23 protein-coding genes are annotated in these 26,517 nt (G+C 25.2%); 17 read left to right on the top strand and 6 right to left on the bottom strand.

What is annotated here, in order from left to right:
• Positions 1 to 37: 37 nt before the first annotated feature.
• From pgsA to SDIMI_RS03690, 3 genes are read left to right on the top strand one after another with little or no spacing between them, the layout of a single operon-like run.
• Entirely contained in the window at positions 38 to 694 is a 657-nt protein-coding gene (gene pgsA / locus SDIMI_RS03700) for a CDP-diacylglycerol--glycerol-3-phosphate 3-phosphatidyltransferase (RefSeq protein WP_020836652.1), read from the top strand.
• Positions 681 to 1,481, top strand: a complete 801-nt coding sequence (locus SDIMI_RS03695) for an SDR family NAD(P)-dependent oxidoreductase (protein WP_020836651.1) — start codon at positions 681 to 683, stop codon at positions 1,479 to 1,481. The genes pgsA and SDIMI_RS03695 overlap by 14 nt, the downstream gene beginning before the upstream one ends.
• Positions 1,481 to 1,984, top strand: coding sequence for an L-threonylcarbamoyladenylate synthase (locus SDIMI_RS03690; RefSeq protein WP_020836650.1), 504 nt, complete (start codon positions 1,481 to 1,483; stop codon positions 1,982 to 1,984). Before SDIMI_RS03695 ends, SDIMI_RS03690 begins: the two co-directional genes overlap by 1 nt.
• Before the next feature lie 32 nt (positions 1,985 to 2,016).
• Here the strand turns inward: SDIMI_RS03690 and rpsD are convergent, their stop codons facing one another.
• Positions 2,017 to 2,634: a 30S ribosomal protein S4 gene (rpsD, locus tag SDIMI_RS03685; protein ID WP_020836649.1), complete on the bottom strand. Its 618-nt coding sequence runs from the start codon at positions 2,632 to 2,634 to the stop codon at positions 2,017 to 2,019.
• A 269-nt stretch (positions 2,635 to 2,903) separates the two neighbouring features.
• On the opposite strand from rpsD, the gene SDIMI_RS03680 reads away from it, so the two are divergent.
• The 14 genes from SDIMI_RS03680 to SDIMI_RS03615 all read left to right on the top strand — a co-directional run bounded on the left by SDIMI_RS03680 (position 2,904) and on the right by SDIMI_RS03615 (position 20,127).
• Complete coding sequence (locus SDIMI_RS03680) at positions 2,904 to 4,658, top strand: septation ring formation regulator EzrA (RefSeq protein WP_020836648.1); 1,755 nt, start codon at positions 2,904 to 2,906, stop codon at positions 4,656 to 4,658.
• 11 nt (positions 4,659 to 4,669) lie between these two features.
• Positions 4,670 to 5,863 carry a tRNA uracil 4-sulfurtransferase ThiI gene (gene thiI, locus SDIMI_RS03675; RefSeq protein ID WP_020836647.1) on the top strand — a complete coding sequence of 398 codons (1,194 nt, stop codon included), beginning with the start codon at positions 4,670 to 4,672 and terminating at the stop codon, positions 5,861 to 5,863.
• Positions 5,844 to 6,137: a hypothetical protein gene (locus tag SDIMI_RS03670; protein WP_020836646.1), complete on the top strand. Its 294-nt coding sequence runs from the start codon at positions 5,844 to 5,846 to the stop codon at positions 6,135 to 6,137. Before thiI ends, SDIMI_RS03670 begins: the two co-directional genes overlap by 20 nt.
• Positions 6,138 to 6,151: 14 nt before the next feature.
• Complete coding sequence (locus SDIMI_RS04505) at positions 6,152 to 6,556, top strand: J domain-containing protein (protein ID WP_020836645.1); 405 nt, start codon at positions 6,152 to 6,154, stop codon at positions 6,554 to 6,556.
• A 61-nt stretch (positions 6,557 to 6,617) separates the two neighbouring features.
• Positions 6,618 to 9,614 carry a DNA polymerase III subunit alpha gene (gene dnaE / locus SDIMI_RS03660; RefSeq protein WP_020836644.1) on the top strand — a complete coding sequence of 999 codons (2,997 nt, stop codon included), beginning with the start codon at positions 6,618 to 6,620 and terminating at the stop codon, positions 9,612 to 9,614.
• A 51-nt stretch (positions 9,615 to 9,665) separates the two neighbouring features.
• Positions 9,666 to 12,362: a DNA polymerase I gene (gene polA, locus SDIMI_RS03655; RefSeq protein ID WP_020836643.1), complete on the top strand. Its 2,697-nt coding sequence runs from the start codon at positions 9,666 to 9,668 to the stop codon at positions 12,360 to 12,362.
• A gap of 12 nt (positions 12,363 to 12,374) precedes the next feature.
• Positions 12,375 to 13,208, top strand: a complete 834-nt coding sequence (mutM, locus tag SDIMI_RS03650; RefSeq protein WP_020836642.1) for a DNA-formamidopyrimidine glycosylase — start codon at positions 12,375 to 12,377, stop codon at positions 13,206 to 13,208.
• Positions 13,209 to 13,358: 150 nt separating this feature from the next.
• Complete coding sequence (locus SDIMI_RS03645; protein WP_020836641.1) at positions 13,359 to 14,633, top strand: DnaD domain protein; 1,275 nt, start codon at positions 13,359 to 13,361, stop codon at positions 14,631 to 14,633.
• Entirely contained in the window at positions 14,634 to 15,533 is a 900-nt protein-coding gene (locus SDIMI_RS04500; protein ID WP_020836640.1) for an ATP-binding protein, read from the top strand. It begins immediately after the preceding gene.
• Positions 15,534 to 15,653: 120 nt separating this feature from the next.
• Positions 15,654 to 16,667, top strand: a complete 1,014-nt coding sequence (gene gap, locus SDIMI_RS03635; protein WP_020836639.1) for a type I glyceraldehyde-3-phosphate dehydrogenase — start codon at positions 15,654 to 15,656, stop codon at positions 16,665 to 16,667.
• Positions 16,668 to 16,725: 58 nt separating this feature from the next.
• Positions 16,726 to 17,238 (top strand): hypothetical protein, encoded by a 513-nt coding sequence (locus SDIMI_RS03630; RefSeq protein ID WP_020836638.1) that lies wholly within the window; start codon positions 16,726 to 16,728, stop codon positions 17,236 to 17,238.
• A gap of 23 nt (positions 17,239 to 17,261) precedes the next feature.
• Positions 17,262 to 18,458: a phosphoglycerate kinase gene (locus SDIMI_RS03625; protein WP_020836637.1), complete on the top strand. Its 1,197-nt coding sequence runs from the start codon at positions 17,262 to 17,264 to the stop codon at positions 18,456 to 18,458.
• A gap of 62 nt (positions 18,459 to 18,520) precedes the next feature.
• On the top strand, positions 18,521 to 19,315 hold the full coding sequence (locus tag SDIMI_RS03620) for a hypothetical protein (protein ID WP_041618313.1): 795 nt from the start codon (positions 18,521 to 18,523) through the stop codon (positions 19,313 to 19,315).
• A gap of 41 nt (positions 19,316 to 19,356) precedes the next feature.
• Positions 19,357 to 20,127, top strand: coding sequence for a hypothetical protein (locus SDIMI_RS03615; protein WP_020836635.1), 771 nt, complete (start codon positions 19,357 to 19,359; stop codon positions 20,125 to 20,127).
• An 85-nt stretch (positions 20,128 to 20,212) separates the two neighbouring features.
• Here the strand turns inward: SDIMI_RS03615 and SDIMI_RS03610 are convergent, their stop codons facing one another.
• The 5 genes from SDIMI_RS03610 to def form a co-directional block, all read right to left on the bottom strand.
• Positions 20,213 to 21,136: a hypothetical protein gene (locus SDIMI_RS03610; protein WP_020836634.1), complete on the bottom strand. Its 924-nt coding sequence runs from the start codon at positions 21,134 to 21,136 to the stop codon at positions 20,213 to 20,215.
• 51 nt (positions 21,137 to 21,187) lie between these two features.
• Positions 21,188 to 22,141, bottom strand: a complete 954-nt coding sequence (locus tag SDIMI_RS03605) for a hypothetical protein (protein ID WP_020836633.1) — start codon at positions 22,139 to 22,141, stop codon at positions 21,188 to 21,190.
• A 55-nt stretch (positions 22,142 to 22,196) separates the two neighbouring features.
• The gene (locus SDIMI_RS03600) at positions 22,197 to 23,867 is read right to left on the bottom strand and encodes an amino acid permease (RefSeq protein WP_020836632.1); all 1,671 of its coding nucleotides are present in this window, start codon (positions 23,865 to 23,867) and stop codon (positions 22,197 to 22,199) included.
• Between the two features lie 3 nt (positions 23,868 to 23,870).
• Positions 23,871 to 25,589 (bottom strand): ribonuclease J, encoded by a 1,719-nt coding sequence (locus tag SDIMI_RS03595; RefSeq protein WP_051132523.1) that lies wholly within the window; start codon positions 25,587 to 25,589, stop codon positions 23,871 to 23,873.
• A 277-nt stretch (positions 25,590 to 25,866) separates the two neighbouring features.
• The gene (def, locus tag SDIMI_RS03590) at positions 25,867 to 26,475 is read right to left on the bottom strand and encodes a peptide deformylase (RefSeq protein ID WP_020836630.1); all 609 of its coding nucleotides are present in this window, start codon (positions 26,473 to 26,475) and stop codon (positions 25,867 to 25,869) included.
• Positions 26,476 to 26,517: the final 42 nt, after the last annotated feature.

The raw sequence follows: 26,517 nt of genomic DNA, 5'->3' as shown, positions 1-26,517 counted from the left end.
ATGTATTATAATAATTAAGAACGAAAAGAGGAATTTTATGAATTTAGCAAATAAAATTACACTAGTGAGAATACTTTTAATTCCAATTATAGTTGTTTTATTACTTTTAACTCCTATGGATTCAGTTGGTTATAATGGAGTAGATATTTTTAGAAATGGTATAAGTATTGGTAATTATCAATTAAGTTGAACATACTTAATTTCAGGTATTCTTTTTATCATTGCTAGTTTGACAGATCTTTTAGATGGTTATGTTGCAAGAAAATATAATATGGTAACAAATTTTGGTAAATTTTTTGATTCAATTGCAGATAAATTATTGACAAATGCAGTATTAATTATTTTTGCCTGCTTTAAAATATTGCCAATATGAATGTGTGTCATTTTAATTTGTCGTGATTTCATAATTGATGTTGTAAGACAAGTACTTGCAAATTCAACAATTGTAATGGCTGCAAATCAAATGGGAAGAATTAGAGCAACTGTTGAAATGATAGGTATATCAATTTTGTTCTTTTTAGGATTACAATCTTGGTCAAATATTTATGAATTTGGTTTAATTAATCAATTAGTTCTGATACCAATGTATATTACAACAATTCTTTCAATTTTATCAGCAGGAATTTATATGTATTCAAATAGAAAAGTACTATTTGACAGTTCTATGGAGAAAACTAATAATGAAAAAAAATAAAAATAAAGAAGCTTTTGCTATTGTGACAGGGGCAAGCAAAGGTTTAGGTTATTCTTATTGTGAAGAGCTTTTAAAATTAGGTTATAACGTAATTGGCGTTGCAAGAGATACAGAAAGTTTAAAGAACTTACAAGAAAAATATGTAGATTTAAAAGTTGAATCATGAAATATTGATTTAAGTAATCCAGAAGGTGCAACTAATCTTTATGAAAAGGCAAAAAACTTTGATATTGAAATATTAATAAATAATGCTGGATATGGAGTTTGGGGATATTTTGATCAAACTGATTTAGAACAAGAAATGAATATGATAGACTTAAATATTAAAACTTTGCACATCTTAACTAAGTTATTTGTAGAATATTTTAAAGAAAAAGATAAGGGTAGAGTTTTAAATATTGGTTCAATGGCTTCATTTACACCTGCACCAGTTTTTTCAAGTTATTATGCTTCAAAAGCATATGTTTGAAGTTTAGGTGTAGCAATAAATACAGAACTTAAAAAAACTAAATCAAAAGTTAGAGTAATAACTTTATGCCCAGGTCCTTTAAAGACTGACTTTTGAAATAGAAGTAGTAATCAAAATGAAGCAAAATATAAATCAAATGTTAAAGTAATGAAAACAAATGTATATGCAAGAAAGAGTTTATATTCTGGCTTAAACACAAAAAGAAAAAATTATATTGTTACTGGTAAAATTAATAAATTTATTAAATGAATTACAAAATGAGCTCCTGAATCAACTGTTCTAAACTCAGTTTACAATTATCAGAGAAAAAGAAAATAATGCTTAAAAGTAAAGAAATTAAATTAGCTACAACTCTTTTAAAAGAAAATAAAGTTGTAATATTACCAACAGATACAATATATGGTTTAAGTGCGATTTTTAATGAGGAAAATGAAAAGCAAATAAATCTAATTAAAAAATCAGACCAATCTAAAAAACTAATAGTTTTATTTTCAAAATTATCTCAAATTAAAAATTTAGTTAAAATTACTGAGCAATTTAAAAAAAATACAAAGAGCAAAGAACCAATAACACAAATTTTAAAAACTAAAAATAGTTCAATTGCGTTAAGAATGGTTAAAAGAAAAGATTTAAAAAAGATAATAAATAGAGTTGGTTTAATTTATTCAACAAGTGTTAATTACTCTGGAAATCCTTTTTTAACTAAATTAGAAGAATTTAGATTATTTAATATAAAAGTAAGTGAAGTATTTTGGGATGGGGAACTAATTTCGAAACCTTCAAAAATAATAGATCTCATTGAAAATAAGGTAATTAGATAATAAAAAAAATAGATTTTAATCTATTTTTTTTATTATTTAATTAAACGGTTGTATCATTCAACGATTAACGCTTCATTGATTTCTTGGTTTAATTCTTTTCTTTCTGGTAATCTAACTAATGAACCAGTCATTTTTGCTTTATCAAATTTAACAAATTCTACTGTAGCTGCATTTGATGCTAATGCTTCAACGATTTTGTCATTTTTTTGCATTTTGTCTTTAACTGAAATAACATCTGTAGTTTTTACTGAATATGATGGAATATCCAATTTTTGACCATTAACTAAAATATGACCGTGTGAAACTAATTGTCTTGCACCTTGTCTTGTTAATGATAATCCCATTCTGTAAATTACGTTATCCAATCTTGATTCTAATTGTTGTAAGAAAATTGTTCCTGTAATACCTTTAATTTTTTTAGCTCTTGCATAAGTGTTTCTGAATTGTCTTTCAGTTAAACCATACATGAATTTAACTTTTTGTTTTTCTTGCATTTGTTGACCATAACCTGAAAGTTTTGATCTTCTTGCACCATGTTGCCCAGGTGCTGTAGTTCTTTTTTTACCTTTTGAGAATTCTTTCCCAGTTTCTAAGATAGAAAATCCATATCTTCTAGCTTTTTTAAATGTAGAACCTGTATATCTTGACATACTTTGTTTCCTCTTATTTTCTTTTTTTATTATATTATTTGGAAAATCATAACTAAAGTTAAACTCCAACAAAGGAAGTCTATATTTCGCCCTCCATCTGCAGGGGTTACTTTTGATAAGTTATAGACTAATTTTTTTGCAGTGTTTAATTGCAGATTAACCAAAAATAATTATATATTAAATTTCTCTTAAAAAATAAGATAATTTAAAAAAATGCCCAATAATTCTCTATATGATATAATGAATTTGATTTTAAGGAAGCAAAAAATATGAAATCATTTTGAGACATTGATCAAATTTTTAAAAATCCAGTATACATAGCAGCACTATGTATATTTTTTGCTTTACTTATAACATCTATTATTGTAATTATTTTAATGAATATATACAAAAAAATACTTCAAACTGCAGCTAAAACAATTGATTTAATTGATGATTTAAAAAAATCGCCTTTAAAATATCGATTGAATAGAATATCACTTATTTTTGAAGAAACAGGTAATTTGGAAAAAGAATTAATGATATGAAGAACAAAATATGAAATTCTTTTTGAAATTGAATTAAAGAAGATATTTGTAGATTTTGTAGATTTACTAGAAGATAAAAAGAATACTAGACCAAATATTAAGAATCTTAAAAAATTTGAAGCTATTTATTTAAATGCAAAAAATATTAATAAGAATGTTCACGATATTTTTATTGAAACTATGAACTACTTAGAAATTGAATTTATTCAAAGAGACTCTTTAACTTTCCAAAAAGAACTATTTAGAATATTAAAAGATGAAGTTATAATGACAACATTTAAAGATATTGCAATAGATGAGGTTAAATTAAAATCAACAATTGAACAAATAGATGGCCTTTTTGAAGACTTTTATTTAAAACTTGATGAAGGAAGATACAAAGAAAGTTGAGATTATTTATTAAAAATTGATCAAGCTTTAGTATTTCTAATTGAACTTTTAGATTCAATACCGTATATAATTTCTACAATTACAACTATAATTCCTCAAATGATGGTTGAATTAAAAAACAAACACGTAACATTTGGTCCTGTTGAAAGAAAATTACCAAGAAATGCACTTAAATATGCAGAACTTGAGAAACAAGTTGATCAACTTAGAATTAAAATTAATAATGAATTACAAAAATTACAATTCAAAAAAGCTAATAGAACTTTAAAAGAAGTATTTGTACAAATAAAAGAATTTAAAAGCACTGTTGAAAACGAAGACAATCTAAAATCTTTCTTTGAAGTAAGAACTCCTGAAATTAGAAACAAGTTTGATATTATTGAACATTCTTCTAGACTTGTTGAAAGAGATTTTGCAAGAGTAGAAGATATCACAAAGCAGTTTTCTAAAGAAAGAAATGATTTTGAAGCTGCAAAAGTAGCTTACTCAAAGACAAAAAGAAGAGCGGATTTATTATTTTCACAAATCGATTTAGGTACAAACAGTGGAAATGAAATTAATTTAATAGAGATTAAAACTCAAATGCTCGAATTAATGGAGCAAGCTTTAAAAGATATGTCTGCTTTAGAAAAATCTGCAAAAGTTGTAGAAAGTAAAAGTACAAATATTGATTCATTAGTTAACCAAGTAATTTTTATTCAATCAATTTTAAATCAACTTGATGTGAAAATTAATCAATATAAATCAGTTAAGGAACTTGAAAGATTTATATCACCAATTCAAGAAATGTATGTAAAACTTCAAGACTTTTCTTTGGATAAGTTGAAAAAAATTTCAACTCAGGAAGAAAGAGCTATAATTGCAAATAGTATAGAAAGATGTAATCAAGAAACTCTTGTAATAGCAAGAGATCTTAATGATACAATTTTTTTAGATTATATTTCACAAGAAATAATTGTTTATCTTGAAAGATACGTAGGAAAGATTGAAGGAATTGAAAAAATAATTTTTGATTGTGAAACTTTATTCAAGCGAAGAGAATTAGATCAATTAATAGGATATTCACTAAGTACTTTATTAAAAATAAAGGAAAATTATAGAAGATAAAAGAGGTATACATGAAAAATATATTGATTAGATATGGAGAATTAACTTTAAAAGGGAACAATAGAAATTCTTTTATAACTAAGTTGATACAAAATATTAAATATAAACTAAAACAATATAAAGAGGTCATTGTTTATAAAAAGGACCATAATAGTTTAGTTTTAGAAATTAGTGATGGATCAAAAGTTGAGCAAATCTCAAAAATATTACAAAATATATTTGGTATATATTCTTTATCAATTGTAGAAATAGTTGAAAAAGATCTTGAAGTTATTATGAGCAAAACTTTAGAGGTTGCTATGGAACACTCAGGAACTTTTAAAGTTGAAGTTGAAAGAAAAGATAAAAGTTTTGAGATTAGTTCCCAAGAATTAAAAACTAAAGTTGCTGTAAATATACTGAAAAATAATAATAAAATTAGTGTTGATGTACATAAACCACAACTAAAAATAACTGTAATTATAAAACACAATGGTGCATTTATATTCACATCAAAAATTGTTTCTTCAAAAGGTTTGCCAGTTGGTGTGAGTGGAAAAGGTCTATCTCTATTAAGTGGTGGAATTGATTCACCAGTTGCAAGTTATTTAACTTTAAAAAGGGGAATGCAAGTAGATTTTATTCACTTTATGACCCCGCCCCATACATCACCAGAAGCTTTGGATAAAGTATTCAAATTAGCAAGTAAAATTGAAAAATATAACAAATCAAATTTTTCTTTATATGTTTGTGATTTTTCAATGATTCTAAAAGAATTAATGCATATAAAAGAAGAATCTTATCGAATAACTATAATGAGAAGAATATTTATTAGGATAGCAAATAGTTTATCAATTAAAATTAATGCGCAAGCATTAATTACTGGTGAATCTTTAGGACAAGTTGCAAGTCAAACTATTGAGTCAATTAATGTAATTAATGAGGTATCAAAACTTCCAATATTAAGACCGGTATTAACTTTTGATAAAGAAGAAATAATAGAAGTTGCAAAAGCAATTGATACATATGAAACTTCTATATTACCATTTGAAGATGTTTGTTCTATGTATGTTCCAAAGAATCCAGTTACAAAACCAAAATCATTTATTGCTCAAAAGCAAGAAGAAAACTTATTATTAGATGAGATCATTAATTATACTGTTGAAAATTTAATAAAAACTTATATATGAAAAGATGGTGATCTAGTTGAAAAACAAGAAAAATAAAGTTAAAAGTGATACAAGTAAATTTGGAGTTTTTAATGGAAATGTAATAAGTAGTGAAACACTTGCATATGATCATGAATTTGAAGTTGAAAATTATCAAGATGATTCGTTAACTATAACTGAAATAAAAATACCAGCTTCAAAAGATAAAAAAGGTGAAGTAAATAATAAGATTAAAAAAAGAAAAACAAATTATCTTATTTATAAAGTAACTGCATATATAATAATATTATTGATAATTGTATTACTAATAATTTGATTAGTGATTCGTTAAGAAAGAGTGATTTAATGAATGAATTATTTAGACTAATATCAAGATTACTTAATATTATTATTACAGTTCTAATTATTGATTTATTGTTTAATAAAACTAGAAGACGCAATGGGGGGTATCAAAGAGATAAAAATAATAAACAAAGTAAATATTATGATGATCAGACAACTAATGATGGTTATGATCAATCAAATCAATATCAAGATTTCTATCAAGGTCAATCCCAAATTGATCAAGCATATCAGGCATTGGGATTAGAAAAAGGTGTAAGTTTAAAAGAGGTTAAAAAAAGATATATTGAACTTGCAAAGAAATATCATCCAGATAAAAATCCAAACAATTTGGAAGCTCAAGCAGAAATGACAAAAATTAATAATGCATATGATATTATTGCTGAAGAATTCAACAGAAGACACTAACACTATTTTTAAAATGGTGTTTTTTTCTTAATAATGTAAAATAAAGAAAGTGAGGTTATTTATGGAATATTTAAATTTACTTAATGTTCAAAGTTGCTACAATTTTTTAAATTCAACAATAAAAATTGAAGATTATTTAAAATTTTTAAAACTTAATAATCTTGATTTTGCTTTTTATGCAGATAAAAACAGCATGTATGGAGCAGCAGAATTTTATGAAAAGGCCAAAAAGTTAGATATTAAACCAATAATAGGTTTAAATTTAGAACTTTCTTTTGGAACAATATTACTTTACGCAAAAAACAATGAAGGGTATAAAAATATAAGTTATATAAGTTCTTTTATTAATGAAAATGATAAAATCGATTTAGAAAAATTGGAGAAATTATTTTGAAAAATTTTGGGAAATGATTTAGTAGTAGTTTGTTCATTTTCTATTGAAAATGTTGATAATTATTTGGACCAATTTAATAAACTAGTAAGTAAAGAAAATTTTTATTTAGGCATAAATAAACAAAATTATAATTATTTTTCTAAATACGATAATGTAGTTTTTGCAAATGAAATAAATTTTTTGAATGAAAATGAATTTTCTGTATATAAAACATTATGTGCAATTAATGAAGGAAAATTAATATCTGAACTTACAAATGTGGGAAAAAATTTTTATTTTTCTAAGGAATTAGTTTCAAAATACATTTCTACAGAAAAACATATAAATAATATTTTAAAAATTAGATCATCAATAGATTATGAAAATTTATTCATCAATGAAAAGCATTTTCTAAAATACCCAAATAGTAAAAAAATGCCTTCACAAAATTATTTGAAAATGATTTGTGAAGAAAATTTAGAACAATATTTAGAATCAAAAAAAATTATTAATAAAGAAGATTATAAAGAAAGACTTCAATATGAATTAGAAGTTATTAATAAAATGGGTTTTGAAGATTATTTTTTGATTGTACATGACTTAATTTGTGAAGCAATTAGACTTGGAATCTTATATGGTCCAGGTAGAGGATCTGCTGCAGGAAGTTTGGTTGCCTTTTTATTAAAAATAACACAACTAGATCCAATTGAATGAAATCTCTTATTTGAAAGATTTTTAAATATTGAAAGAGTTACTCTTCCAGATATTGATTTAGATTTTCAAGATGATAGAAGAGAAGAAATACTTGAATATTTATTTAATAAATATGGAAAAAATCATTTTGCAACTATTACAACTTTTCAAACAATTGGTATTAAAAATGCAATTAGAGATTGTGGTAGAGTTTTTGATATCCCAATTAATGATATTAATCAAATGACAAAACAAATAAATGAGAAAAATATTAAAGATTTAGAATTAGCTTTAAAAGATAGTGAAATCTTGAGAAAATATAAAGATAAATATCCTCAAATATTTGAAATTAGTGCGAAAATGATTGGGTTACCACGTCAAACCGGAACTCATGCAGCAGGTGTTGTATTTTCAGATATTGATTTATATAAAGTTGTACCAACCAAAGTTGGTATTAATGGTATTTTACAAACTCAATTCTCAATGAATTATTTGGAAGAAATGGGTTTAATAAAAACAGATATTTTAGGTTTAAGAAATCTTTCAATTATTCAAGAGGTATTGAAAAATATTAAAATAATAGATAAAGTTGAACTAAAATTGAGTGAAATACCTTTAAATGATAAGAAAACTTTTGATCTATTAAAAAATGGTGATACAAGTGGAATATTTCAATTGGAATCATCAGGCATGACTGATGTTTTAATAAAAATGAAAGTTAATTCTGTAGAAGATATTGCAACAACAAGTGCTCTTTATAGACCAGGTCCACAAGAGAATATCCCATTATTTATTGAAAGAAAAAATAATAGTAACTCAAAATTTGTGATTGATAAGAATGTTCAAGATATTTTAGAATCAACATTTGGAATAATAGTTTATCAAGAACAAATAATGCAAATGCTTCAACGTGTTGCAAACATGAGCTTAAGTAAAGCAGATATTGTAAGAAGAGCAATAGGAAAAAAAGATAAAAAATTAATGGATCTATTTAAAGATGAATTTATACAATCAGCTGTAGAGAATAATTATAATCAAAATAAAGCAAATGAAATATGAACTTATATTGAAAAGTTTGCATTATATGGATTTAATAAGTCACACGCTATTGCATATTCATTAATAAGTTATTGAATGGCTTATTTAAAAGCAAATTATAAGTCTTCATTTTATTGCTCTTTATTAAATGGCTCAATAAGAAATGAAATAAAAACATCTCAATATTTAAATGAAATAAAAGCTTCTGGTTTTAATGTTAATCCGCCTACAATTAGAAATCCAAATAATATTTACATTTATCACAATAAAATGATTAATGTACCACTAAATGTAATTAAATATATAGGTCCTGAATTTTTAAGAAATTTAAAAGACTTATTTAAAACTAAAAAGGAAGTTTTTGAAAATATTTTATTATTTATTGGAAATATGAAAGATAGAGGATTAACAGAACAAAGATATGTAGCGCTAGTCTATTCTGGGGCATTTGATTGTTATGGTTATTCAAGAAAAGATTTAATTTCTAAAAGAGAACAAATATTTAATTTAGCTTCAACAGCTACATTATTGAATGATTCAAATATGACTTTGGATTTAGAAAAGAAAAAAGATAATCCAGAGGATATAGTTGGTTTTGAAAAGGAATATTTAGGATTTTTTGTTTCTTCACATCCTTTATCAATAATTAGAAAAAGAATAATTAATAATGATAAATTAAGATTATTAAATACATTAAAAGATGAAAATATAGTTTGTGATGTATTAATTAATGTAGAAAATATTGTTACTAAGACAGACAAAAATGGTAATGAAATGGGATTTGTTGATATAGTTGATGAAACAGATTCATTAATGCTAACTGTTTTTTCATCTGTTTTTGAAAATGTTAAGAATAAATTAAATTTAGGTAAAAACATTATTATTAAAATTAAAACTCAAAAATTTAATAATAAAATAAATGCAGTTCTACTTGAAGTTGTTAAAGAGATATAATAAAAGTGCAATAGCACTTTTTTGTTATTATAGAATTAATGGTGAAAAATTATGAAAAAAAAATTCTTGCTTGTTGATGGTAATGCTTTAATTTTTAGAGCATTTTATAGTTCTTATGGTAGAGCAACTTTAACAACAAAAAGTGGTATACCAACAAATGCAGTATACTCATTTATTAATATGTTAATGAATATCATTGAAAAAAATGAATATTTTTGTGTCAAAGTTGCTTTTGATAAAGGCAAAAAAACATTTAGACATGATAAACTTGAAAATTATAAAGCTGGAAGAGCAAAAACTCCTTCAGAATTGGTTATACAATTTCCTATTGTAAGAGAGTTTTTAACAAATGCAAATATTGAATGATTTGAAGTTGATAATTATGAAGCTGATGATATTATTGGAACTATTTCTCAAATACTAGAATCAGATGCTGAAGCAGAAACTCATATATTAACAAGTGATCAAGATATGTATCAATTAATTTCTGATAAGACATTTGTTTTATCACCACAAGTTGGAACAAGCGATTTAATGGTATATACAAAAGAAAAATTATATGAAAAATGAGGTGTTTCTCCAGAACAAGTTATTGATTATAAAGGATTGCGTGGAGATTCATCAGATAACATTAAAGGTGTGGCAGGAATTGGAGAAAAATCAGCAAAAGAACTTCTTCAAGAATTTCATACGCTAGAAAATATTTATGCTAATATTGACAAAATAAAGGGTGCAAAGCAAGCAAAACTTATTGCTGGTGAAAATGATGCATTTCTTTCAAAAGAAATTGCTACAATTTATAAAGACATGAATTTAGGAATGATAAACTTCAATAATACTGTAATTAATTTTGAAGGTCTAAAGGATTTCTTTGTAAGATATGAAATGAATTCTCTATTGAAAAAATATACTTCTAAAACTGAAGTAGATTTAATTGATAATAAGTTAGATTATAAAATATTAAATAAATGAAATTTTGAATTTAATGATGAAATAAATTATATATATTTAGAAACTTTAAATGATAATTATCACACAAGTGCTGTTATAGGTTTAGCAATATCTAATAAAAAGGGTAATTTTTATTATTCATTTAATTCAAGTGAAGAAGTTAATATATTTAATTGAAATCATTCTGTAATTGATGAAGAATTTCAAAGTTTTTTATTAAATGCTAAATTTAAATCCTATGATATTAAAAAAACTATTATTTCTCTTAAAAAAATGGGATATAAAGTAATGCCACAAAATTTTACTTATGACATGATGATTGGGTGTTATGTAATAAACTCTAATGTTAAATCAACTTTTGAGCAGCATTTAATAATGATTGATCCTTCTAATGAATTAAAAACTTTTGATGAAATTTTTGGAAAAGGTGTAAAAAAAACTCATCTAATTGATGAAAAAATTAAAATGGATTATCTTGTAAATAAAGTTTTAATAATCAAAAAATATGAAAACGAAATACTTTCAAAATTAGAAGAAAATAATCAGAAATCATTATATGAAAATATTGAACTACCATTTTCAAAAGTGCTAATTGATATTGAAATTGAAGGAATTGAAGTTGATAAATTAGAATTAAAAAAACAAGAAGATAATATATTGCAACTATTAACAAAAATAGAATTGGAAATTAAAACCGATTTAAGTGAATATATTGATGATGATTTTAATATAGCATCACCAAAACAGTTAAAGGAATTGCTTTTTGAAAAATTGAAATTACCAAATTATAATAAAGGTAGTACAGATAGAGAAACTTTGGATGCAATTGAAGATAAACATCCTGTAATTTCAAAAATAATAACTTTTAGAAAATACAGTAAATTATATTCAACATATCTAAAGGGATTTGAAAAGTTTATTCATTCAGATAGTAAAGTTCATACTATATTTAATCAAACACTTACAAATACAGGGAGATTAAGTTCTAGTTATCCAAATATTCAAAATATTTCTGTAAGAGATGAAGAACAAAAAAATGTAAGAAAGATATTTGTTACAAATGAGAATAATACTTATTTAAGTTTTGACTATTCACAAATTGAACTTAGGGTTCTTGCAGATATTGTAAATGAGCAAAGATTAATTGAAATTTTTTCAATGAACAGAGATATTCACTCTGAAGCTGCAAGAAGTATTTTTAATTTAACCAATGAGCAAGAAGTTAGTTCAGATCAAAGAAGAGTAGCCAAAGTATTTAACTTTGGAATACTATATGGATTAAGTGATTTTGGTCTTGCAAAAGACTTAAAAATATCAATTCCGCAAGCTAAAGAATATATAAAAGCTTACTATCAAGCTTTTCCTCAAATTTTGAAATTTAAAGAAGAGGTAGTTAAATTTGGATATGAAAATGGATATGTAGAAACTCTTGGAAATAGAAGAAGATATATTTATGAATTATCAAATTCAAATTATATGGTGAAACAATTTGGTGAAAGAGCTGCAGTAAATGCTCCAATTCAAGGAACAGCAGCTGATATATTAAAAGTTGCAATGATAAACGTATTTGATAATTTAAGAAAAAACGATTTAAAATCAAAGATGGTTGCTCAGATTCATGATGAAATTATTTTGTTAGTAAAAAATGAGGAATTAGAAAAAGTAAAAAAAATGGTTTTGGAAACTATGAAAAATGCTTATAATGAATTATTGAAAATATCAAATAAGAATAGAAAAGCACTTGTTGAGCTTGATATTAATTTTTCACAAGCAAACGATTGATTTAATTTAAAATAAGGAGATTTATTTATGCCAGAATTACCAGAAGTCGAAACGGTAGTTAGAACTTTAAATAAGAAAATAAAGGGATTAATTATAAAAAATGTCAAAATAACCTATCCAAATTTACTAAAAACTGATATATCAATTACAGATTTTGAAAATACTTTAAAAGATAGAAAAATAGATAATATATCAAGAATAGCAAAGCATATCATTTTTGAATTACAGGATTTGGTTCTAATAAGTCATTTAAGAATGGAAGGAAAATGATTTGTATATGAAAGCGGGTCGCTATATGATACAAAACATGTTGAAGCTATTTTTGAATTAAATAATAATAAATTATTAGTTTACAGTGATACGAGAAAATTTGGTACATTTCATTTACAAGAAAAAAATACATTTAAAAGTTTGAAACCTATTAACAAAGTGGGTCCAGAGCCATTTGACAGCAGTTTAAACGGACAATATCTATACGATATAATGTCAAAGTCAAATAAGCACATTAAAACTATTCTATTAGACCAGACAAAAATATCGGGTATTGGTAATATTTATGCAGACGAAATACTTTTTGATTCAAAGATTCATCCTGAAAAGAGAGCAAGCTCTTTAAAAATTTCAGATTATGATCAAATTCTAAAGTCATCTATTAAAATACTTAAAAGGTCAGTTGAATTGGGGGGTTCTACAATTGATTCCTATCAACCAGAACAAGGAATTGATGGTAAATTTCAAAATGAATTAAAAGTTCATACAAGAAAAGGCAAACCATGTTATGAATGTGGAAAAATTATTGAAAAAATAAAAGTTAATGGAAGAGGTACTTATTTCTGTCAAAAATGTCAAAGTTTATATTAAAATGTGGATATCTTAAAAAACACCATTATATATGGTGTTTTTCATATAATTTTATTAACATTTGATAATCAATTTTAAAAAAATTACTAAATCTGTTTCATTTTTTTTTCTTTTTTTTATTATTAATAGGCAAAGGGTTGGAGGTAATTTATGGATAAATTTAGCTATAGAGTTATTCTAAAAAATATAATAGATAGTTCAAATAATAAAATCATAACTTATCTATACCAACCAATAATGGGATCAAAGGCAGTATCTCTGTATTATACATTGATAAATGAATCTCATATTTTAAGTGAATTTAAAAAGATAACTCTATCAGAAGTTAGATTAGCCAAAATTACTGGGATATCACAATCTACTTTACCAAAATATTTCAAAAAACTTGAAGCTTTAGGTCTTTTAAGAACTTTAGAAAATAAAGATAAAAGTACAATAATTTTTAATATATATTCTCCATTAGAACCAATTAGTTTTTTTGAAAATAAAGTATTTAATAATGCTTTAATTTCAAAATTAAAAAAAGATGATTATGAATTAGTAAGATTTACTTTTAGAGATGAAGGAGAACTTTCATTAGAAAGTGGATACAAAGATACTTCATCTAAATTTGCAGAAGTATTTGGAGAGATTGAAAATTTAAAATTAGAAACTAATAAAATGATTCAAGCAAAGCCTAAAAGAAGTAATGCTTTACTTAAAGGTTTAGATTATACTAATTTATTGACTGATTTAGAAACTGACGATGTGATTATTAGTGGTAATAATCAACTAGTAAAAAAAGCAATTGAAGATGTTTTTGGATCATATAATATAAGTCAATACGAAATTAAAGAGGTCATTAAAAAAATTTATCAAAAAGAAACATGTTCTTTTGATAATTCACTTTTTTACAAAGAAATATCAAAAATAGTATTTGATAGGGAAGAATTTGATGTAACTATTCCTGAATTTAATACAGAATTACATATTAAGAATCAAAAAAATAAAAAATTAAGTGAAATGGAAACAATTGATCCTGAAGAGTATCTATTGGCGCTATTAAAAACAAAATCACCTGCTATAAAAGAATTAAATAAAACTAATAATGAAATTATTGAAGTCTTGCAAAATAAATATAAATTAAGAAATGGAGTTATAAATTGTTTGTTTGACTTTGTATTCTTAAAAAACAAAGGGCAGATTGTACCTAACTATATTTATAAAATTGCTTCAACAATGGCTGAGAATAATTTTAAAACAGCATCTGAAACATTAGAATATCTAAAAGTAGCACATCAAAAATCAAAAGCAAAAATTAAATCTAATACTAATAATCAAATTACATTAAATTCTAAATGACAAGATGCCTTAAATAAAGAAACATATAAAGTTGATGTTAACAGTACATTAAACTTTGATGAAAAGGGCTGAGGTGATTTTTAGATGATAAATTATAGTATCAATGAAATTAAAAATCACCCGGATTTAAAAGAATTAATTGCAAAGCAAAACATTTCCGATGAAATTTTAAAAAATAATCTATTAGTAATAAATAGATTTTTAAATGAATATATTTATTGTGACAAAGAAGAAGAATTAAAATATTGTAAACAAACTATAGTTGGTGTTCAACAAAAGCTTGTATATAAAAATAATCTTTTTTATATAACAAGCAAAAATTGTAAACATTGAATCTATGAAAATAGGGACTTCAAAATTAAGAAGAATATCATTCATGCTGATTATGATCTTACAGAGAATAGCAAATCAATTGGGGAATATATTGAAACTTTAGATTTAAACAAAGTAAGTGAAAAAGAAAAAATTCTTTTTACTAAAATTAGAGATAATATTGCCAATAATTCTTGAAAAGGTATTTATTTATATGGCTCTCCTGGAATCGGAAAAACATTTTTAATGAAAAGATTAGCGAATACTTATGCTAAAAAAGATAAAAAGGTTATATTTGTAACTGTAAACAAACTTGTCAAAATTGTAAAAGATACATTTAATACTCAAGAAAGAACTAATCTATCAAGATTCTATGATAATTGTTTAGATGTAGATGTATTAATTCTTGATGATATTGGTGCTGAAATAGTAAGTGATTGAAGTAGAGATGAACTTTTATTTGGTATATTAAATCATAGATTAGAAAATAAAAAAATAACATATTTCACTTCAAACTTCTCAATATCTGAACTTCAAACTTACTATTTGAATAAAAAAGTAACTAGTTTTGATGAGAAAAAATTTGAAAAGCAAAAGACATTAAGATTTACTGAGAGGATTAAAGGTCTTTCAATGGAATTTGAAATGGATGGAGAAAATAAAAGGTATTAGTGGAATATTTTTCCATCTAAAAAAATGGCTATGGAAAAAATGGAAATAAATTTTTTCTCTTTTATTTAATAAATAAGCCAATAAGGTATAAAATAAAATCGTGAAAGGAAACGACTAAATATGAAAAAAATAGCAATTAACGGATTTGGAAGAATTGGACGTCTAGCTTTTAGACAATTATTCTTATCAGATGATATTGAAATAGTAGCAATTAACGACTTAACAAACTCAAAGACATTAGCATACTTGTTAGAGTTTGACTCAGCTCATGGAAGATTCATGAGTGGGAAAATTGAAGCTAAAGATGGAGCTATCGTAGTAGATGGTAAAGAAATCAAAATTTTAGCTGAAAGAGATGCTAAAAATTTACCTTGAGGAGAAATGGGAGTTGACCTTGTAGTTGAATGTACAGGATTCTACGTGGATAGAGATAAATCTCAAGCTCACATTGATGCAGGAGCTAAAAAAGTAATTATTTCAGCACCAGCAACAGGGGATTTAAAAACAATCGTTTATGGGGTAAACCACAAAACATTAACAGGAGACGATAAAATCGTTTCAGCTGCTTCATGTACAACAAACTGTTTATCACCAGTAGCAAAAATCTTAGATGAAAAATTTGGAATTGTTAAAGGATTAATGAATACAATCCACGCAGTTACAAATGATCAAAACTTATTAGACTTACCACACGTTGACTTACGTCGTGGACGTGCAGCTGCATGAAACATTGTTCCATCAAAAACTGGAGCAGCAGCAGCAGTAGGAAAAGTATTACCAAACTTAAATGGAAAATTGGATGGATTAGCATTACGTGTTCCAACAATTACAGGATCAATCGTTGATTTAACAGTTGAATTAGCAAAAAATACAACAGTTGAAGAAATTAACAAATCAATTAAAGATGCAGTTGCAAATGATGCAGAATTAAATGCAGCATTAGAATATTGTACAAAAGAAATCGTTTCACAAGACGTAATTGGATCAACATATGGTTCAATCTTTGATGCAACTTTAACAAGAGTTATGGAAGTTGAAGGAAAACAAATGGTTAAAGTATTCTCATGATACGATAACGAAAATTCATTTACTTCACAATTTATCCGTACAATTAAATACATGTTAAGTTTATAGTTTTCTAAAAAATACAATTAACATATTTTTAAATCGATATTTATATTGAGGTGAAAATATGTTTTTTTATTCTAAAGAAGATTATGTTGAATATTTATTAAATATAATAGCCAAAGTAAAAATGGACAATAAAATATTTAAAGTAACACAAATACAAATACAAAAAATAATATATATTGTTTATTGTTACTTTCTTTTATTTGAAAGTAAAATAGCAAATATAGATTTTGAAACTTGAAAATGAGGCCCTGTGATATATGAATTATGAAAGAAACAAACATTATATTCAAGATCTAATGTTCCACTAGAATTTAATCAAGAAAAATACTTAGATATAGTTAAAAATAATCAAAAATACAATTCAATAGTATATAAAATAGTTAAATATCTTTTAGAATTAAAGTCCTGAGATATTGTTGTAATATGTCATGAACAAACTCCTTGAAAAAATTTATATAGACCTAGTAAAAATAATTTAATAAAAGATAATGATATCATTCGTTTTCATAATGAAAATCAAGATAATTTTTTTCATTATTTAGATTTTATGGTTAAAAATGTTTTAAAATAAATAAGTATAGGAGAAGAATAAAAATGAAAAAAACATTAAATGATATTCAAGTATCTGGAAAAACTGTTCTTGTTAGAGTTGATTTTAACGTTCCATTAAAAGATGGAGTTATAACAGATGATAACCGTATTAGAGCAGCATTACCAACTATTAATCACTTAGTTGAAAATGGTGCAAAAGTTGTATTATTTTCTCACTTAAGCAGAATTAAAGAAGAAAGTGATAAAGCTAAAAAATCACTAGCACCAGTTGCTAAAAAATTAGAAGAATTATCAGGTAAAGCAATTAAATTTATTGCTCAAACAAGAGGACAAGAATTGGAAGAAGCAATTAAGTCTTTAAATGAAGGTGAAATTCTTCTATTTGAAAACACACGTTTTGAAGATGTTCAAAATGGAGAAGTTGTTAAATTTGAATCAAAAAACAATGATGAATTAGGAAAATATTGAGCTAATTTAGGAGATGTATTCGTAAATGATGCATTTGGAACAGCTCATAGAGCTCACGCATCAAACGTTGGAATAGCATCAAATATAGCTGAAAGTTGTGTAGGATTTTTAGTTCAAAAAGAATTAGAAATGTTAGCAAAAGGTGTTGATAAACCAGAACATCCATTTGTAGCAATTATTGGTGGTGCAAAAGTTTCTGATAAAATTGGAGTTATTGATAACTTATTAGAAAAAGCTGACAAAATTATTATTGGTGGTGGAATGGCATATACTTTTTTCAAAGCTCAAGGTCATAGCATTGGAAAATCATTATGTGAAGAAGACAAAGTTGCTTTAGCAAAAGAATATTTAGATAAAGCAAATGGAAAAATTATCTTACCAATTGACTCAGCAAATAATACTGATTTTAAAGATACTGAACCAACAATTTCAGGAGTAGATCTTCCTGAAGATGTAATGGGATTAGACATTGGACCAAAATCAATTGAATTATTTGAAGATATTTTAAAAGACGCAAAAACTGTAGCATGAAATGGACCAATGGGAGTATTCGAATTCGAACATTATAACAAAGGAACACTAGCAGTTTGTGAAGCAATAGCTAACTTGAAAGACTCATTTACTTTAATTGGTGGAGGAGATTCAGCTGCAGCTGCAATTCAATTAGGATTTAAAGAAAAATTTACACATATTTCAACTGGTGGAGGAGCTTCATTAGAATATATGGAAGGTAAAGTTTTACCTGGTGTTGAAGCAATTCAAAATAAATAATTAAAATAAGGACACGGTTTTAAACCGTGTTTTTTAATTTATAATTAATATTGGTGATTTACTTGAAAAGAAAAATAAGAGTGATTGATAATACTCAATGAATAAATCATATTTTTTTGGATAAAAAGAATATATATTTTACTGACAGTGACCTTAATAACACAAATAATAATTTATGTTCTATAAGTAAAACTAACTTTAAAGAAAATCTGAATAATAAAGCAGATTTGGATAGATGCTTCTTAGCTCATCCAAATCCAATTATTTCTACTTTTGAAATGATAACTAAAACGGATGTTTCTATTTTACATTCTTGCAAATATTATATTCAGAATTTTGTTGTAGTTGAAGATATAAAATATATAAGCTATATAATCGAAAATAAAGTCTTTACTAAAAAATTTCTAAGTGATGATGAATTAATAGAATTACAAATAATAACGGTTATAGAGAATAATTTAATTATAAAAATTAAAGAGGAATTTTATTTAACAGACAAAAATTTCAAAATTATTAAAAAAATAGATTATAAACTTGTAGATGTTATAAAAATTAAAGATAACTATGTAATTCAAAAAGAAAACGAAGAAATTATACTTGTAGATTTGGACTTTAAGTTTGAAAAAATAATTGATTCAGATAAAGGGTTCAAAAAAATATACTATTTAAATAAAACCAATATTTTAATTAGTTATTTAAAAAATGAGGTTACAAAAATATATAATGTCTTTACTGAAAAAAGTGAAATATTTCAAAAAAGTTTCTTAAAAAGAGCTATTTTATTGGATGAAAATACTTTAATTGTTAAAAAAAATACAAAAAATATAAAAAGTGATATGTTAAATTTAATTTATTAGTATAAAATTATATTATTGTGAAAGGCTAGGTGCGCGAGAACATGAGAAACATTATTTTAAGACCAAATGATGGAAGTGATGAAAGATTTGGTATATTTTATTATGATTGACAAATGTATTTGACATTTGGAGCAGCATTATTTGCAATCATAGTTATTATTATTGCAACAATCATTAATATTGTTGTATTTTCAGTATCAAAAAGTAAAAATAGTAAAGTTTTACAAAAGGATCTATTTCAAGCATTATCAATTAAAACAAATTATACAGATATAAAATTACTTTATGGACAAAGAAAAAGACTTAATAACCATTTTAACTATAGATCTGCTTTCCAGGAATTACATTTACCAAAATGATATGAAGAAAATAATACATTAAAAGGAACAATGTTAATGTTATATAACTTTACAAATATTTTAGATATACGTCAACAAGCAACAAACTTTTGAAGTAGATCAATTTATTGTCATATACTAGCTTCATTCGGACTTATAGCTAATTTGACATCATACTTATGTTTTAGATTCGTAAACTTTGGAGCACTTTCAACTCAAAACTTAAGCTGATTATTTGTAGCTTTGGCTATTGCTGGAACATTGTTATTAGTATTATCTTGATTATGATGAGTTAAAATATTTTCAAAATTAGTTAAAAAACTTAATGAAATTACTGAAGGTAACTTACCTGAAGAAGAAAGAAAACAAGTTTTAAATTTATTTAAATTACAATCAGTTGTACCATTTACAATAAATACAAGTATTAAAACACCAAGAAAAGTAGATAATGATGAACAAAAAGAAAAAATATAAAAAGGTGAATTAATCACTTTTTTATTTTATTAAAATTGGAAGAAAATAAAAAAATGAATCTATATTAAATAGATTCATTTTTTTGTTAAGCGTTATTCATTTCATATTCTCTTTGCTTTTCAGCAAGTTTTGAGTAATCTTGATAATGAATTTGATCTCCTTTTGATCAAAGACCTTTAATAATTTTATTTAATGTATAAATAATAAACAATTGCACTGCAATTCTATATGTAGCAAATGTTGTGTTTAAAATTGTTCCTAAGAATCCTCTTCTTCTATCAAATAGGTCAGCAATAATACTGAATATTGTTAGTATAGAAGATAATAATTGCATTATTAGTACAAAAGTTGCAAATATCAAGTTAATTATTGCAATAAAATTCATAAATTTATAAGCTCCAGCTTTTTTATCTCATGCAGCTTTTGCATTTGGTGTTGCAAATAACATACAATTTAAAGCTCCTCAAAAAATTATTAATGATACTATTCCAACAAAAATTTGATCTGCTAAACCAGCTGTAAATACTGTATTTGAGCTTTTAAAAACCACTGTTGAGAATCAAAAATATGAACCTAAAGCAATTACTCCTGAAACAAGACTGTTTCCACCATAACCTTTAGAAATTGTAAATTTTGGACTAACTGTTGATTGAATTGGAATATTTTTCATTTGTGCAAGAACAAATGGTGTAAAGAATCCACCAATTGAAATTGAAAAAAGCGCAATTATATATCTGTTATTTAATAAAGTTATATCATCTGCTTTTTTTAAGAAGTTAATTATAAATGAACAAAAGAATATATTTGTTATTATAAAGAATCCTGCAATTGACATCAACATTGGCATATAATTGAATATTTCTGGATTTATTTGTGATGGATCATTTCTAAATACTATGAATCCATAATAAATATAAGCAATTCCTCCAAAAATACCAGCAACTAAACCAAATATGTTTGCTATCATAAGCATCAGTCTTAGACCTGAAGTTTCTCTGTTTCCTCTCATTTTTACACCTCCTTAGTAGAATTTTACCACTAAAAAAGAGTAAAAATATTTTTACTCTTCTCCTTTTGTACCTAATGTATTTTTTACAATAACTTTATATTCACCATTTGCTTCTTCTTTGCTAGTAATTCCAATATAGAAATATTCTTCCTTAACTACAGCATTACTTGCATATTGTTCTCCAGCAATATAAGTTTTCAAGTTTTCATCTCAAATAGCTTTATATAATCTTTCTGGACGATCAAACTTAGTAAGTTTTACATTTTTTTCATTATTAATATGTTCTATTACTGAATTTCTTATATTAGCATTTTCAGAGTTCATAAATCAACCTATAATTTGATCAACATACTGAAATTCAATGTTTTGTGGTAATTGAAGTTGTCAATATTTTGAATCTTCACCATCTATTCAAACTTCCTTTATAACTTCTAAGGTAAAAGTATTTTTAAAGTTAGATTTCAATGTTTCCAAATTATTTATTGGTTTTGGGTTTCTATATGCGTATAATTTAACTTTTTGATTATTAATTATCGCTTCAATATTTTCATAATATGAAACACCTGAAGAGGGATCATCAAACTGTTCAATTATTAAGTTTTGAGATTGAATGTTTAAGTCGTTTATATCCAAATTAGCACTGCTGAATAATTCATTAAATGTTTCAAGGTCCCCATAAAGATTACTTTGACCATGATTTGAATAATCACTTCTTATATCAATAACTTCATATTCTGTATAACCAGATTCTTTTATATCATTAAACATTTGCTCAACAGTATCTTTCAAAGATTGTGTAAATTCAGGTGAAGTTAAAGTTGCTTTCTTAATTCCATTTTCCTCTTTAAAATCAATATTATTTCAATCCAAATTTCTTAAATTATATGAATATGAATAACTCATTTTATAACTTTGAGAAGGTGCATAAACAAAACCATTTATAATTGGAACAACAGCTGCTGTTGATAAAGTTACTGTTGATAAAATTGTCAATATTTTTTTCATAAATTCACATCCTCTATTAGACTAATTATAATATAAAAAAATAGTCCTATATGGACTATTTTGAAACTGATTTTAGTTTCATTTTTTCTTCTTTTAATTGTAATTTATATTGTTTGTATTCTTCGTCTTCTTTAGCTTGTTTTTTTGCAATATCTTCTAATTCTTTATCTGTTAATAATCTAAATAATTTTTCGTATTCTGCAATTTCTTTTGCTCTTTCTGAATCAGAATTTAATTTTGCCATTTTTGACTTGTAATATACAAAGTATTGTAGAACTGCTCAAATAATAATACCAATAAAGTAAATTATTTGGAATACACTACTTACGATATCTTGTAGTCTAATTTCATTGTTTTTATCATAAGGTTTAATAAATGGATCAAATAAAGTTGTAATAAAGTAACTGATTAAAACAAATAATAAGAATAGAACTGTTATTGCTCAAGCAATGTATTCTCAAACTCTAATTTTTACATTTTTTCTTATTCCTTGCACAATTACTGTTGGAATAATTGTTCCATAAATTGCTATTAAAAGTATTGATGCACAACTAGCAATTGTTCCATAATTTAATGGAGAAGGTCTTTTTGTAACTCCTTCAATAATATCTGGAATAAATAAGAACATTGTTGCACAAATTACAAATAAGATAATTGTTGAAAAGACTCCAGCTACTGGAACATTTTCTTTATTTTCCTTTTTAAATACAGGAGAAATATATCCTTGACTTGATAGAGGTTCTAAAGTTGAACCACCAAACATTGTTATTTGTAATGAAGAATTAAATCTCATTAGCATTGTACAAATAATAATTAATATTGGTCCAAAAACTTTTAATAAATTATTATCTGGGAATAACTGTGTATTTGGATTCGAACTAAATTGAGAACCACCAATTGCAAACATTGTTATTAGTGAAAAAATAATATAAAAAGCAGTTGTTGCTATCATGATAACTATTATAGCAATTGGCATATTTTTTCCTCTATTTTTAATATTTTTTCCAGTTGTAATAAATGTTTCTATACCACCAAATGCAAAGAAACAAGTTACAAATGCTTTTGTAAATCCAGAAAGATTTAAATCTACTTCAGCATATTTTTCAAATGGATTATTAGTTCCATCTAATTGAATAAACCCTGCTGTAATACCAAATATCATTAATAATATTGTTATACCTCAAGTCATGTATCCAATAATTAATCCAACATATTTATATTTTTTTATTCCAAAAAATATAATAGTTGCTGCAAATATATATAAAGCGAAAGCTATTAGATCTAAATATAAATTACCTCAAGCTCCAAATTTTCCATATTCACCATTACTATTTTGACCAACAAGTCATAAACCTTCAATATCTTGTGGTCCAAAGTTTGCTCTAACCATTGTAACTATTAAAGCCATTCCAATAACTGGAATAACTGAATAATTAAAGAATCCCATCAATAGTCCTCAGAACTTACCAAATGCAGTTCTAACATATTGACTTCCACCACCATTAGCTTGTGGGTGAAATTTAACTAATTTTGCAAAAGCTCATGCACACATAAATGCTATGAAACCTTCTAAAACAAATATTCAAATTATGTGAAGACCAACCCCAGCACCTTCTTTTGAAAGGACGATGTCTCCAAAACTTGCTGTAAATGTAATTCCAGCAATAAAAGTAAAACCAATTCATATTATCGAGAATAGGCCTAATTGTTCTTTTTTTGTTTTCATTTTTTATTTAACCTCTACCTTTTTGTTTAAAATAACAGGAATAATTAAAGGATTTCTTCTTTTATATCTAAAGATGAAAGGTGATAATGATTCCTTAATAGCGTTCTTAATTGCACCGAAAGTAGGCTTTTGGGAATTAAGAATTTCTTGAACCGCATTTGTAACAATATTAATTGATTCAGCAATAACATTTCCACTATCTCTTACATAGAAACTTCCTCTAGAAACAATTCTAGGAGGAGCAGATAGTTTATTTGCTTGAGAGTCAATTGAAATAATTACAGCCATTAGACCATCCTTACTTAAAATGTTTCTCTCTCTTATAACATTACTTGCTTTACCAGTCATATCTTTTCCATCAATAAATACAGCTTCAGCAGGAACTCTTTTTCCAACTTTACCTGTACCATTATGTAATTCAATTTGATCTCCATTTGCAACTACAAATACGTTATGAGGTTTAACATTAACTTTTGTTGCTGTTTCCCCATGAATTTTTAACATTCTATATTCACCGTGCATAGGCATAAAACATCTAGGTTTTAATAAAGTGAATAGTAGTTTTTGTTCTTCTTGACTAGCGTGTCCAGAAGTATGGATTTTATTATCAGCACTATTTTCAATTACATTTGCGCCAATTCTTGTTAATTTATTGATAACATTTTCTACATCAGCTCTATTACCTGGAATAGGTGATGAAGACATAATTACATTATCTCCAGGAATTATTTTAATAGTTTGGTGTTCCATTCTAGATATTCTAGAAAGAGCAGCCATTGGTTCTCCTTGACTTCCTGTACATAAAATCATAATTTGATTTTTTGGGAAGTTATCAATTTCATTTGGTTTAATAAACATTTTATCATTGATATTCAAGTGACCCATTTGTCTAATTATTTTAATAATTCTTTCAATACTTCTACCAATAACAACAATTCTTCTTCCATATTTATTTGCTAATTCAATAATATGTTGAAGTCTATGTACATTTGATGCAAAAGAAGCAATAATAATTCTTCCTTTTGATTTTAAGAAATGTGTATCAATATTTTGAATAACTTTTCTTTCACCAATTGTATAACCCTCAACTTCAGCATTTGTTGAATCTGCCATTAATAGTTCAATTCCGTCGTTTCCCCATGATGCTAACCTTTGAACATTAGCATCATGCCCTAATGGTGTTCAGTCAAACTTGTAATCTCCTGTTGAAAAGATTGCACCATTAGGTGTTTGTACATGGATTCCAAATGCATCAGGTATTGAGTGATTTACAGCTGCAAACTGTATTGTAAAGTTTTTTGTTGAATAAACATCACTTTCAACGTATTCTTTAACAACTGTTTTATTTTGTAATTTATATTCCTTTAATCTATCTCTTATTAATGCTGCAGCTAAAGCTGGGGCATAAATAACTGGTACTTCAACTTGCTGAAGTAAATAGGGAATACCTCCAATATGATCTTCATGACCGTGAGTAATAAATAATCCTTTTAATTTTGAATTATTTTCTACTAAATAAGTAAAGTCTGGTATTACAGCACTTACTCCTAATTGAGTAGCGTCAGGGAATTTAACTCCTGCATCGATCATAATAATTTCATCGTTATATTCTATACAATATGTATTTTTACCAACTTCTTCTAATCCACCTAAAGCATAAACTTTAGTTGGAAAGGGTGCTTGTGGTAATTTTTTCTTTGGCGGATTTAAATTGTCAGCCATTTTTTTAATTTCAATTTTTTTCTCTAAATCTGCAACTACGCTTTTAACCTGTTGTAGAGACGTGTTTTTTTTGTCTTCCATATTATCAACTCCTTATTTATTTAATTGTAAAAATTTGTAAAAAGATACTTCAAAAGTATTAAATTGTATTATCGTTTCCAAATAATTTAAAAAGTCATAGTTACTAGTATTTTAGCAAAAAATATCTAAAAAGAACAAAATATTTTAAATTGTATCTTTCTTTATTAAATAAAAAAACACTTTATAAAGTGTTTTTTTAAATTATTATTCAATTTTCATCTTTGAAATTTGGATCATTCTCATTAATTCTATCGTAGTAAAGTTTTCCTTGATTATGTTCTAATTCATGTTGAAAAACTATTGCATGATATCCTCTTAATGTTAAATTAACTTCTTGTTTTGTTAATCATTCATATCCTTGTACTTGAATTTTATAGTTTCTCGGAACTAAACCTTTATGATCTTTATCAACACTTAAACAACCTTCACCATCACTCAAACATGATAATTGATCACTTTTAGCAACAATTTTTGCATTTATCATTGCAAATTCTTCAACATCTCCTTCTTCAACATCTCATTCAAATCTTGTAAAAAACATATTTGTATTACTTCCAATTTGAGGAGCTGCAAGTCCAACAGCTGGTCTTAAATAATCTTCATTATCCTTTTTGTTTAAATCAGGGTCTTGGCTATATCTTACAAAATCAATTAATTTTTCCATTACTAATTGATTTTCTTGATTTAAAGGTAATTCAACATCAATTGATTTATTTCTAATTATTTCAACTTGATTATCTTTACAAAGTCATTTATTAGTTGGTATTTCCTTTTGTAGTAAATCTTTTTTTAAGTCTAATCTCATAAATTTACACCTCAAGATTTATTATATAATAATTATTTTTTG

It is taken from the genome of Spiroplasma diminutum CUAS-1 (genome assembly GCF_000439455.1).
Classification (GTDB): domain Bacteria; phylum Bacillota_I; class Bacilli_A; order Mycoplasmatales; family Mycoplasmataceae; genus Spiroplasma_A; species Spiroplasma_A diminutum.
The sequence above is the reverse complement of the archived record's forward strand: the minus strand, read 5'-3'. Positions and strand labels throughout refer to the sequence as shown.